The organism is Pseudomonas sp. NPDC090208, from assembly GCF_044746785.1.
In the GTDB taxonomy this organism is placed as follows: Bacteria; Pseudomonadota; Gammaproteobacteria; order Pseudomonadales; family Pseudomonadaceae; genus Aquipseudomonas.
This window is the reverse complement of record NZ_JBIVCU010000008.1, coordinates 62,436-75,031: the sequence shown is the minus strand read 5'-3', so window position 1 is coordinate 75,031 and position 12,596 is coordinate 62,436. Positions and strand designations below refer to the sequence as shown.

9 protein-coding genes are annotated in these 12,596 nt (G+C 64.3%); 2 read left to right on the top strand and 7 right to left on the bottom strand.

What is annotated here, in order from left to right; translation table 11 throughout:
- Positions 1–144: 144 nt before the first annotated feature.
- The 4 genes from ACIPL0_RS15045 to ACIPL0_RS15030 are packed head-to-tail and all read right to left on the bottom strand — an operon-like array spanning position 145 to position 4,934.
- Positions 145–1,167, bottom strand: a complete 1,023-nt coding sequence (locus ACIPL0_RS15045) for an aldo/keto reductase (RefSeq protein WP_400598243.1) — start codon at positions 1,165–1,167, stop codon at positions 145–147.
- Positions 1,168–1,212: 45 nt separating this feature from the next.
- Entirely contained in the window at positions 1,213–2,994 is a 1,782-nt protein-coding gene (locus tag ACIPL0_RS15040) for an ABC transporter ATP-binding protein (RefSeq protein WP_400598242.1), read from the bottom strand.
- The gene (locus tag ACIPL0_RS15035) at positions 2,991–4,022 is read right to left on the bottom strand and encodes an ABC transporter permease (protein WP_400598240.1); all 1,032 of its coding nucleotides are present in this window, start codon (positions 4,020–4,022) and stop codon (positions 2,991–2,993) included. Before ACIPL0_RS15035 ends, ACIPL0_RS15040 begins: the two co-directional genes overlap by 4 nt.
- 3 nt (positions 4,023–4,025) lie before the next feature.
- Positions 4,026–4,934: an ABC transporter permease gene (locus tag ACIPL0_RS15030; RefSeq protein WP_400598472.1), complete on the bottom strand. Its 909-nt coding sequence runs from the start codon at positions 4,932–4,934 to the stop codon at positions 4,026–4,028.
- 405 nt (positions 4,935–5,339) lie between these two features.
- Here ACIPL0_RS15030 and ACIPL0_RS15025 point away from each other — a divergent pair, with 405 nt between their 5' ends.
- Together ACIPL0_RS15025 and ACIPL0_RS15020 are read left to right on the top strand one after the other, a co-directional pair.
- Positions 5,340–6,929 (top strand): ABC transporter substrate-binding protein, encoded by a 1,590-nt coding sequence (locus ACIPL0_RS15025; RefSeq protein ID WP_400598238.1) that lies wholly within the window; start codon positions 5,340–5,342, stop codon positions 6,927–6,929.
- A gap of 44 nt (positions 6,930–6,973) precedes the next feature.
- Positions 6,974–8,215, top strand: a complete 1,242-nt coding sequence (locus ACIPL0_RS15020; protein ID WP_400598236.1) for an SfnB family sulfur acquisition oxidoreductase — start codon at positions 6,974–6,976, stop codon at positions 8,213–8,215.
- Between the two features lie 857 nt (positions 8,216–9,072).
- Here the strand turns inward: ACIPL0_RS15020 and ACIPL0_RS15015 are convergent.
- Genes ACIPL0_RS15015 through ACIPL0_RS15005 form a run of 3 tightly spaced genes read right to left on the bottom strand, consistent with a single transcriptional unit; the run spans position 9,073 to position 12,515 of the window.
- Positions 9,073–10,281: a JmjC domain-containing protein gene (locus ACIPL0_RS15015; protein ID WP_400598233.1), complete on the bottom strand. Its 1,209-nt coding sequence runs from the start codon at positions 10,279–10,281 to the stop codon at positions 9,073–9,075.
- A complete protein-coding gene (locus ACIPL0_RS15010) occupies positions 10,256–11,317 on the bottom strand; it encodes an LLM class flavin-dependent oxidoreductase (RefSeq protein ID WP_400598231.1) in 1,062 nt (353 codons plus the stop codon). Before ACIPL0_RS15010 ends, ACIPL0_RS15015 begins: the two co-directional genes overlap by 26 nt.
- Positions 11,318–11,348: 31 nt before the next feature.
- Positions 11,349–12,515, bottom strand: a complete 1,167-nt coding sequence (locus ACIPL0_RS15005) for an LLM class flavin-dependent oxidoreductase (protein WP_400598229.1) — start codon at positions 12,513–12,515, stop codon at positions 11,349–11,351.
- Positions 12,516–12,596: the final 81 nt, after the last annotated feature.

Genomic DNA, 12,596 nt, shown 5'->3' with positions numbered 1-12,596 from the left:
CTGTCTGACACACCGCATTCGCCAGCAAGCGCGCTCCTACGGCCTGCGGCCAGAATCAAAAGCAGATCACATGCGCCGCCCCGTAGCAGCCCGGCTTGCCGGCGGCAGCGCTCGGAAGGACGCCACCGCCGGCCAGTCAGGCGCTTACACGCGGGATTTACGCCCGGCGAATGGGTGGCTCGGGTCGTTGTAGCCCGGTGTCGAGGAATGCCCGGTCACCACCAGATCATCGATGAACGCTTCGTCTTCGGCGGTGAAGGCGTAATTGAGCGCCGGCACGTAGTCGTTCCACTGCTCTTCGGTGCGCGGGCCGGCGATGGCCGAGGTGATCAGCCTGTTGTTCAGCACCCATGCCAGGGCGAACTGACCCGGCGTGATGCCACGGGCCGCCGCATGGTCCTTGACCCGCTGGGCCAGGTTCAGCGACTCCGGGCGCCATTCGGTCTGGGCCAGACGCTTGTCGTTGCGACCGGCGCGGGTGCCTTCGGACGGCGGCTGGGTCGGATCGTACTTGGCGGTGAGAACGCCACGGGCCAACGGGCTGTAGGACACCACGCCAATGCCGTAATACTCGGCAGCCGGCAAATGCTCGTTCTCGATCTGCCGGTTGGCCAGGTTGTACAGCGGCTGGCTCGCGGCCGGACGCTCGATGCCCAGCAGGTCGGCGGTGCGGCTGAATTCGGCGAGCTTCCAGCCACGGTGGTTGGACAGGCCGTAGGAGCGGATCTTGCCCGCGCGAATCAGATCGGACAGCGCCCGCAGGGTTTCTTCGACCGGCGTGTCGTGGTCTTCGCGGTGCAGGTAGAACAGGTCGATGTAATCGGTGTTCAGACGCTTGAGGCTGGCGTCCACCGACTGAATCACGTTGTTGCGCGAAGCGCCGCGATCGTTCGGGCCCAGCGCGCCAGGGTTGGGGTTGACGAACTTGGTCGACAGCACCCACTGCGTGCGACGGTCGGCGATCAGACGCCCCACCACTTCCTCGGACGCGCCGCCGTTGTAGCCATTGGCGGTGTCGATGAAGTTGATGCCCTGCTCATAGGCCTTGTCGACGATGCGTTTCGCCACGGAGTCCTCGGTCTGGCCGCCGAACATCATGGTGCCCAGGGTGATCGGCGACACTTTGATGCCATTGCGGCCCAGGTTGCGGTATTCGATAACGCTCATGCTTACTCCCTTATGGTCTTGCGACGTGTTTGAAACAAAAGCCTGTCAGATCGCGATACGCGACAGCAGTACGGCCAGCGGCAGCGATTGCCAGGCCGGGTTGATATAGGGCACGGACTCCTCGTCGGCCGGCGCATAGCGCGGCACGGGCACCGAACCGATCAGTTTGCGGGTGTAGTCGTGGCGGGCGTTCTGCCAGAGGTCGTGGCCGCCCTCCTCGACGATCTGGCCGTCGTGCATCACCAGCACGCGGTCAGCCATGTACTTGACCACCGACAAATCGTGGGAAATGAACAGGTACGACAGGCCGAACTCCTGCTTGAGATCGGCCAGCAGGTTGAGGATCTGCGCCCGCACCGAGACGTCCAGCGAGGACACCGCCTCGTCGAGAATCACCAGCGATGGCCGCAGGATGAGCGCCCGCGCCACGCCGACGCGCTGGCGCTGACCGCCGGAGAATTCGTGGGGGTATTTCCAGACGGCTGAAGGCGGCAGGCCGACCCGGTGAATGATGTCGAAGATCCGCTCGCTGCGGGCCTGAGCGCTTTTCTCGCCGTGAGTCTTGAGCACGCCGTCGAGAATCCGATAGACGCTGTGCTTGGGGTTCAGCGAACCGTAGGGGTCCTGAAACACCATCTGCACGAACGGCCGATGGCTGCGCAGGCGCCTTTCGTCGAGCCCGGCGATGTCGACGCCGTTGAGCAGGACCTGCCCGGCACTGGCCTTGACCAGCCCGAGAATCGTCTTGCTCAGGGTCGACTTGCCGCAACCGGACTCGCCGACCAGCCCCAGCGTCTCGCCGGGGGCGATGCGCAACGACACATCCCTGACCGCCGTGAACGTGCCCTGGCGGGTCTTGTACGCGGTCGACAGCTGGCGCAGTTCGAGAATCGGCTGGCCCGAGGCCGCAGCGTCACGCGCCGCCACGGTCCGTGCGTGGCTGTCCAGATCGAAGCGGATCTGCCCGTCGGCGCTGCGCTGGACATTGATTTCCGGCAGCGACACGCGGGCGTAGTGCAAGTCGCTGTCCAGCCGCAACGACGCGCCCAGCAGCCCTTGTGTGTACGGGTGCTGCGCGGCGGTAAAGATCGCCTCGGTGCTGCCCTCTTCGACGATCCGCCCGTCGTACATCACCGCCACCCGGTCGGCCCACTGACCGACCACCCCCAGATCGTGGGTGATCAGCAACAGGCCCATGGCGTATTCCTGACTCAATTCCTTGAGCAATTGCAGAATGTGCGCCTGCACCGTGACATCCAGCGCGGTGGTGGGCTCGTCGGCGATCAACAGGCGTGGATTGCAGGCCACGGCGATGGCGATCATCACCCGCTGCCGCTGGCCGCCGGACAGGTTGTGCGGGAAGTCGTCCAGGCGCGCCTCGGCGTTGGGGATGCGCACCCTTTTCAGCAGCTTCAGCGCCTCGGCCCGCGCCTCGCTGCGCGACAGGCCGCGGTGACGGCGCAGCACCTCGCCGATCTGCTCGCCAATGGCGAGCACCGGATTGAGCGAGGTCATCGGGTCCTGGAAGACCATCGAAATATCGTTGCCGCGCAGGTCGCGCATGTCGGGGTCGGAAATCTGCGCCAGGTTCCTGCCGTCGAAGCCGACCTCGCCGCTGATCTGCGCGCGCCCGCCCAGCAGGCGCATGATCGCCATGGCCGTGGTCGATTTGCCGCAACCCGACTCGCCGACCAGCGCCAGCGTCTCGCCACGGGCCACCTCGAAACTCACGCCCTTGACCGCCTCGAAGTCGCCGTAGCGAACCTTCAGCTGCGACACGCTGAGCAGCGCCTGACCTGGTTGATTGAACGGGGCTGCAGCATTCATGAGGCTCTCCCTCGCAGCCGTGGATTCAGCGCGCTGATCAGGGCGTCACCCACCAGGTTCAGGCAGAAAACAGTGGTCACCAGGGCAATGCCGGGGATGGCGGTGAGGTACAGCGCGCTGCGCAACATGTCGCGGCCGCTGCCGATCATGCTGCCCCAGCTGATCTTGTTCGGATCGCCGACACCCAGAAACGACAGCGACGACTCGGTGAGGATGGCCGACGCCACGATCACCGAGGCAGTGATGATGATCGGCGGCAGCGCGTTGGGCAGCACTTCGCGAAAGATGATCCAGCGCGTGCTGTAGCCGACGGTGCGCGCCGCCAGCACGAAATCGGCGTTCAGCAGCGCGCGAAACTCCGCCCGCACCAGCCGTGCCACGGTGTCCCACGAGGTCAGGCCGATGACCACGGCGATGATGCCGATGGTGGACTGGGTGATCGACACCACGACCACCACCAGCAGAAACGACGGCGTGGTCTGGAACAGCTCGATCAGCCAGCCCAGCACCCGGTCGACACGACCGCCGAAATAGCCGGCCAGTGCGCCGACCAGCGTACCGATCAGCACGCTGACCAACGCGGCGGTCACTCCGACCATCAGCGAAACACGCGCACCGTGAGCCAGCCCTGCGGCCAGGTCGCGGCCCAGCGCATCGGTGCCCAGCGGGAATTGCCAGTCTTCACCGGGCGCCAACAGCGGCGCGCCGGCCATGTCCAGTGGATCGCCCGGATACAGATAGCCGGCGCTCAGCGCGACGATGACGATCAGCAGCAGGACGCTAAAGCCGATCACCGCAGCGGGTGAGCGCGACAACGAGCGCAGCACCGGCCAGCGATGACGGGACTCGATGAGCGGGAAATGCCCGGCATCATCGGCCTGCGGCTGGCCTTTAGCGGCGAAGCGCCCGAGCAAGGTGCTGCCCAGTTGCTGCCGCCAGTGGCTGACAGGCTGAGCGGCTGGCTTGGCAGGCCTGCCAGGTTTGACGCGAGGCCGTTCCAGCGTCGGCGTGGTCGAAGATTGGCTCATGGCTCAATGCCCCCTTGCACGGTCGGCAATGCGCGGATCGAGCCTGTCGTGCAGCCAGTCGATGAACAGATTGGCGGCGATCACCAGCAACGACGACAGCAGCAGAATCCCCAGCAACACCTTGTATTCCCGGGCTTGCACCGCCTCCAGCGTGAGGCGGCCGATGCCCGGCCAGCCGAACACCGTCTCGGCCACCGCCGCACCGCCGAGCAAGCCGGCCAGATGCGTGCCGGCCACCGTGGTCAGAGGCAACAGCGCATTGCGCAACACATGGCGCAGGCTGATCTGCCAGCTCGACAGGCCCTTGGCCTGGGCCGTGCGCACGTAATCGTGGGTCAGCACCTCCAGCACGGAAGCGCGGGTCAGGCGGGCATAGATGGCGATGAAAAAACTGGACAGGGTCAATGCCGGCAGGATCGCGTAATGCAGCTTGTCGATAAACTTGTCGACCCCGCTCAGCCCTGCGCCCACCGTGCCGTCACCGCCGCTGGGCAGCCAGTCGAGCTTGACCGCGAACAGCACGATGGCCATCAGGCCGACCCAGAAACCCGGCGTCGAATACAGCACGAAGGCCAGCGACGACAGCAGCCGGTCCGGCCATTTGCCCTTCCACAGCGCCATCACCACGCCGATCGCTACGCCCGTCACCAGCGAAATGGTCAGCGCCAGCCCCATCAGCAACAAGGTATTGGGCAGCCGCTGAAGGATCACATCCAGCACCGGCAGGCCGTAACGCGGCGAATCACCGAGGCTCAGATGCGCCAGTTGGTTGAGGTAATCGCCAAACTGCAACCAGGAGGACTTGTCCAGTCCGTATTGCTGCCGCAACAACGCCGTGGTTTCGGCGCTCGCCGAGCCGGCTTCGGCCACCAGCGCATCGACCGCATCACCCGGCACCATTTGCAACAGCACGAAGTTCAACAGGATGACACCGGCCGCCGTGGGAATGGCGCGAAACACAGAACTTTGAAACAGCGAACGCAAGCGTCGAGATATACGGGGAGGAACATTTCGGTCCGGCATCGGGCTCTCGATAACAATCAACACGTTTGGAAGTCATTACAGCGGTGAACACTAATACCGTAATCCGCCCGAAGAGACACCGAGAAAAAAGTTCTAAACTTATACACGCCAACGGCATGAACGCTGAACTTAACGTTATAAGACTTTACTTGAACCGATTGAAAAGTTTCCGATAGTCTCGCCGTTCTGTTCTGATGCCCAACAGAACTTCCCCCCCTCTTTTTAATGACGGCCATTGGCGTTGCGAAGCCGTGTGCCTTCGTTTGTTGTCTTCTTGTTTTTTACAGGTGCCGCATGTCGTTATCCCGCAGGACGCTGATCAAGAATTCCGTGATTCTGGCCGCCGGTGCCGGGCTGGCCAGTCAGATGTCCGGCGTCTTCGCCGCCGTCGCTGGCCGGCAGACGCTGGTGATCTCGCAATTTCCCGAACCGACCGTGCTGACCAACGCGCTGACCACCGACGGCACGATCTACACCGTCACCAGCAAAGTGTTCGACGGCTTGCTGTCCTACGACGACAAGCGCCAGCCGGTGCCGCGCCTGGCCACCGACTGGCAGGTCAGTGCCGACGGGCTGACCTGGACCTTCAACCTGCGCCCCGGCGTGACCTGGCACGACGGTCAGCCGTTCGGCGCCGAGGACGTGGCCTTCTCCCTGGAGAACATCTGGCGCAAATACAACTCGCGGGGGATCAGCACCTTCGCCCCGGTCAGCACGGTGGAAACGCCCACGCCGCTGCAGGTGGTGCTGAAGCTGTCGACACCGGCGCCCTATCTGCTCAGCGCGCTGTCGTCGATCGACTCCCAGGTTCTGCCCAAGCACCTGTACGCCGACGGCAACCCGCTGACCAACCCGTACAACCTCAAGCCGGTCGGCACCGGCCCGTTCAAGTTCGAGCGCTGGGAGCGCGGTACGGCGATCACCCTGATCAAGAACGATCAATACTGGGACAAGGGCAAACCGCACCTGGACGCCCTGGTGTTTCGCATCATTCCCGACCTGACCGCCGCCTCGGCAGCGCTGGAAACCGACGCCGTGCAACTGGCCCTGGTCGCCTTGAGCAACGTCAAGCGTCTGCGTGGCGTGCCGCAGCTGCTGGTCAGCGAAGTCACCGCGCCCTACTCGCCCGGCCTGATCGGCTTCGAGTTCAATCTGGAGAAACCGGTGTTCCAGGACGTGCGCGTGCGTCAGGCGTTCGCCCACGCCGTGGACCGCGACTTCATCGCCCGCAATATCTTCTTCGGCTTCGCCCAGCCGGCCTACAGCACGATCCCGGCGAGCATGAGCGACTTCTACGACGACAGCGTGCCGCGCTACCCCTTCGACCTGGCCAAGGCCGAAGCGCTGCTGGAAGAAGCCGGCCTGAAGAAAGGCGCCGACGGCATTCGCCTGACGGTCTACAACGACCCCAACCCGAATGGCGAAATCCAGCAGATCGCGCACTACTTGCGCAGCAACCTGGCGAAAATCGGCATCAAGCTGGTGATCCGCTCCCAGGACTTCCCCGAGTACGTCAACCGCGTCTACACCCGCCGTGATTTCGACACCACGATCATCAGCGCCAACGCAGGCTCTGACCCTGTGATCGGCACGCAGCGCTTCTATCACTCGTCGAACTTCAAACCCGGCATCGCTTTTTCCAACGGCGCCCACTACGCCAACCCACGGGTCGATGAATTGCTGGATCAGGGCCAGCGCGAAGTCGACCCGGTCAAACGCAAAGCCCTGTACGCCGAGTTCCAGCACATCGTCGGCACCGACCTGCCGAAAATCCCGCTGGTCTCGCCCTCCGTGGTGGTGGTCACGCAGAAACAGCTCAAGGATTTCTTCAATTCCCCGGAAGCGCTGTACGGCAACTTCGCCGACGCCCGCTATCAGGCTTGAGGCGCACACCGCGTGTTGACAGGACATGACAAAAGGACGTCCCCATGACTGACACCCTGCACGCCCGCCGCCAGTGGCGGGAACTCGACGGCGATGCACCGCGGGTCACCCCGCCTGCCCGGCCTGCTCATATCATCACAAGCGAAGCCGAGGCCATCGCGGTCGCCGAGCGGCTGGCCGCACGTTTCAAGGAGCACGCCCAGCGTCGCGATGCCGAACGCGAACTGCCATGGCAAGAGCTGGACGAATTCGCCGACAGCGGCCTGCTGGCGATCCGCGTGCCCAGGGATTGGGGCGGTGCCGGGGTGTCGTATGTGACCCTGACCCGGGTGGTGGCGCTGATCGGCGAGGCCGACGCCTCGATCGGCCAGTTGATGTTGAGCATTCTCATGGCGTGCAGCGTCCTCGAAGCCCTCGACGACACCGAACAGCAGGCGCTGTTTTTCGGCAAGATCCTGCAGGGCTATCGCTGGGGCAATGGTCATGCCGAAGGCGGCAATCTGCCCGCCGGCACCACCCGCACCCTGATCACCCGCGAGGGCGATCACTACCGGGTCAACGGTGCCAAGGCCTACTCCACCGGGGCACTGTTTTCACCGCTGATTTCCATCGGCTGCGTCAACGAAAACGGCCACGCGAAAACGGCCGTACTGGATCGCTATGCGCCGGGCCTGACCATCGTCGACGACTGGGACGGCTTCGGCCAGCGCACCACCGCCAGCGGCACCTTGCTGCTGGACAACGTGCGAGTGGAAGCCAGCCACGTGCTGCACACCGAGCAGAGTAGACATCGCGCCAATACCTTCGGCATTCCCGATCTGTTTCACAGCGCGCTGGACCTGGGCATCGCCCGTGCGGCGTTTCGCGACACGCTTGATTACGTGCGTGAACACGCCCGCCCTTATGCACGCACTGGCGTCACGGCCGTGGCAGAAGACCCTTATGTGCTGGCGATCATCGGCGACCTGCACACGCGCATTCATGCCGGAGAAGCGGTGCTGGAAAACGCCGCGGCATTGTTCGACCGAGTCACCCGCGAACAGGGAGCGGGTCCGTCGGACCAGATCGCCTCGGCGCTGGCGACGGCCAAGATCCTCACCACCGAAGCCGCCCTGCTGGCCAGCAACAAACTGTTCCAGCTCGGCGGCGCCAGCTCCACCAGCCTGCGCTACGGCTACGACCGCCACTGGCGCAACGCCCGCACCCACACCGTTCACGACCCGGTGGCGTGGAAATTCAACCTGATCGGCCACTATCAACTGTCGGGCAAGGCCGGGACGGCTTGACACAATCCCCTTAGGAGCGCGCTTGCCCGCGATGAGGGGCGGTCAGTTGATGCAGCTTTGTCTGGACTGACGCTATCGCGGGCAAGTGCGCTCCTACGGATCCACGGTGTTTGCTGGATCTCGGTATCGCAACGCAACCCGCAGAATCATCACAACACCCGGTGGGAGGGCGCTCTGCTCGCGATGGCGGTGGGTCAGTTGATGCAGCGTTGTCTGGACTGACGCATTCGCGAGCAGGGCTCCCTCCCACGGATACGAGGTGTTTGCCAGGGATCGGTAAGGCAACACAACCGTCAGGATCACCACAAAAAACTGTGGGAGGGATCCGAGGTTGCGAGGGTCGCGAAAGCGGTCTGTCTGACGCACCGCCTTCGCCAGCAAGCCGGCTCCTACAGCCTGCGGCCAGACGGCATGCACCGACCCTTAGCCGTCCGGCTTGTCGGCGGCAGCGATCTTGCGGACGCCACCGCCGGCAAGCCGGACTGCTACGCGGGATTGCGTTCACCCAGCAACTTTGAGGCCACCGCAAACCCCTGTGGGAGGGAGCTCTGCTCGCGATGGCGGTAGATCAGTTGGCGCAGCGTTGTCTGCACTGACGCATTCGCGAGCAGGGCTCCCTCCCACGGATACGAGGTGTTTGCCAGGGATCGGTAAGGCAACACAACCGTCAGGATCACCACAAAAAACTGTGGGAGGGAGCTCTGCTCGCGATAGCGGTGGATCAGTTGGCGCAGCGTTGTCTGGACTGACGCATTCGCGAGCACGGCTCCCTCCCACGGGTACGAGTGTTTGCCAGGGATCGGCACGGCAACACAGCCGGCAGGATCACCACAGTTTCCTGGGATCCGAAGTCACGTCTAACGAACCACCAACTGGCGCAAGGCATGGGCCTTGACCAGCAGGTCCAGCAGTTGGCGCAGGTCGTGCGGTTGAATCCGGGGGAATTGTTGGCGCAGGTCGTTCAGGTGAAACGCCCGCCCTCGCTGTTCGATCCAGTCCAGCGCCGCCGCCAGCGAGGCCGGTATCTGGGTGTCGAGGGTCATGCGTTCTCGCCAGTGCTGATCCAGTGCCCAGGTCTGCAGACGAACGCGTTGCGGCGTCGCTGCCGTAGCGCTCACCGTCTGCCAGGCCAGACGTGCGCCGGGCACGCGCAGCAGTTCGGTGCTGTCCACGGCGGGGCTGGCGCTCCAGCTCAAAATCGATGCCTCAGCCTGATCCAGCAAGCGCTGCGACAGCTCTGCCAGCAATGGCTGCAAACGCGCCTCGTGGGCACCGACCTCGCCATACAGCGGCAAGCGCCAGCGGGGATCGCCGATCAGCCAGGGCTTCAGCCAGTTCAACACGGCATCGGCCATGACCGGCGGGCGAATGACGATGCTCAGCGACAGCGAAGCCTCCTCAGCCACCGTCCGGTGCCAGGTGCCACGGGGCAGGAACAGCACCGAGCCGGGTCGCATCTCATGCGGCTCGAAGCGGGCGTGCGTCGCATCGGGAAAACCGTCGCGGGCCTGCTCATACAGGTTTTCCACGGCCACCATGTCCGGCCCGAACTGGGCGCCGTAGGGCCACCGAATTTCGCTCATCGCAGCGACATGGAAAGTCTTGCGCCCCGCCAGCTGAATCGAGATGACCTCTTCAGCATCGTAATGACAGGACACGCCGTCATCCTCCGCCGAGGCGAACGCACTCAAGCGTGCGCACCCCGACGTCACCCCCAGTTCGCGCTCCAGTTGCCGCAGAAACACATCGGTGCCCGGCAGGCTGGCACTCAAGTCCTGAAAAAACACCGTCAGCCCCAGCTTCAACAGGCTGGCGGCGTTGGCGTGGCTGTCGAACGTCTGCGGCGAGCGCAGCCCACGGCCGAACGACAACGGCCCGCGATATTGATCGGCCAGCCGCTCGACGTCCTCCAGCAACGGCTGGCGAAACAGCGCCGGCAAGCGCGCCAGTGGACCGTGTTCAACACACACCTGCGACGGCCAACCCTCGCCGTCCTGGCGCAGGCCACCGTCGCCGAACAACTGCTCGATCAACCGCCGCTCAACCACGGCGAGCGACGCCTTCACGCACGAGCGGAATCACATCCCGGCCAAACGTCAGGGTGTCCGGCAACGGGTCGAAACCCCGGATCAGGAATTTGTCGATGCCCAGCTTGTGGTATTCGAGCAAGGCATCGGCGACCTGCTGCGCAGTGCCGACCAACGCCGTGGAATTGCCGTGAGCACCGGTGACGGCGGCAAACTCTGTCCACAAACGCTGATCGAGCACCGCGCCCTGGGCAGCGGCCTCGCGCAGGCGCTGCGAGCCGACGTTCTGATGCAGCACCGGCGCCGCCGGGTATTTCGCCCTGGCGGCCGCCAGCAGCTCGCGGCTGCGCGCCCATGCCGCGTCTTCGGTCTCGGCCACCAACGGCCGGAAGGCCAGCAGGAAACGGATCTGCCCTTCCCGCCCATGACGAGCCGCTGCCCGGCGTACGTTGGCGATGGTCTCTTCGGTCTGCGCCAGGGATTCGCCCCACAACGCGTAGACCTCGGCATGCCGCCCGGCCACCTCGAAGGCAGCGGCCGACGAGCCACCGAAGTAAATCGGCACGCCGGACGCGCGCCACGGCTTGACCGTCGACAGCGCGCCCTTGAAGCGGTAGTAGTCGCCCTGATGATCGAACGGCTCGCTGCTGTGCCAGACCTGCTTGACCACCGACAGGTACTCGGCGGTGCGGGCGTAGCGCTCGTCGTGGGCGAGAAAATCGCCATCGCGCTGTTGATCGGCATCAGTGCCGCCGCTGATCACATGCACCGCCAGCCGCCCTTCGCTGAGCTGGTCCAGCGTCGCCAGTTGCCGCGCGGCCACCGTCGGCGCCACAAAGCCGGGACGGTGGGCCAGCATCACCCCCAGGCGTTCGGTGTTGTGCAGCACGTATGCAGCGATCTGATTATTGTCCGGCCAGGTGGCGAAACTGCCGATCAGCAGGCGGTCGAAGCCGTTATCCTCGGCGGTCCGCGCCATGGTCTTGATGTAGGCCTTGTCGATGACCGGCCCGCTGGGCTCGATGACTTCGGCGCCGCTGCGGCTGCCGGTGTGGCCGATGAATTCCAGGCTCATGCCCTGCTCCTGATGGGAAAAACGTGAAGGATCACAGGCGCAACCCGGCCTGTTTGAGCAGCGGCAGAATGCGTTCGCCGAAGTGCTGCAGATCCACCGCGAAGTCATGGAAATTCAGCTGCACACCGTCAATGCCAGCGGCCTTGAGTGCGCTCAGTTGCTCGACCACTTGCTCCGGGGTGCCGACGATTTCGATGTTGCCGCCCAGCCCCAGGCCGCTGTTGCGCGAACCCTCGGCACGGCCACGCCAGGCATGGGCGTCGCTGGCATAGGCTTTGTGGTTGCCGAAGGCGCCAGCAATCTTGTTGCCGACGATGCCTTCCAGGTATTCGCGGGTTTCGGCTTCGCTGTCGCGGCTGACGATGATCGGGTTGATGATGGTTCTGACGTCACGGCCGAACTGACGCGCGCGGGCCTTGATCTTCTGCACGTGGGCGGGAATGTCTTCCAGGGTTTCGCGAATGCCCGAGCCGGACGAATTGGTGATGAACACCAGGTCCGACTGACTGGCGGCGAAATCGATCCCCGCTTCCGACCCCGTCGCGGTCACCAGCACCGGGCGCCCGTACAGCGGCTTGGGCGTGATATAGCCGTCCTTGATCTTCCAGCCGTGGGCACCTTCGTAAGTGAAGTTCTCCGTGCGGCTCCACAAGGTGTTGAGCACGTCGAACAACTCGCCGGCCAACTGGTAGCGCTGGTCATGCTCGATCTGCGGACGGCCGAACATTTCGTGTTCCACCGGGCGATGGCCGGTGACGATGTTGATGCCCCAACGCCCCTTGGCGATGTGGTCCAGGGTGGCGCCGTACTTGGCGATGTGCAGCGGATGCAGCGGGCCGTACAGCACATGAATGGTCGAAACCAGCAGGATCTTGTGAGTGATCGCCGCCATGGCACCCAGGGCGATGAACGAATCCAGCGACGCTTCACCGTCATAGCCGCCCTTGGGCAGCCACTGCGTGCGGCTGAACGCCAGCTCGAAACCCAGGGCTTCGGCCTGCTGCACGATCTTCGCGTTGTAGTCGAAGGTCCAGGTATTGGAGGTCGGGTGGTTGCTGACGCGGATGTCCTGCATGTTGAGGAATACCCCCAGCAACAGCGGTTGCTTGAGGGCCTGGCTCAGCGGGCTGTCGGGGTGGTCGGCAGGGCTGGGAAAGGTGGAGCGCTCGAAGGTGAAATCGGGTTGTGGCAGAGCCATTTCGATGTCCTTTTTGTCAGGCGGGTGAAAGGCCGGACAGCCGGGCGCGACGGTGATGTCGATCACGCCCGGCTGCCCTTG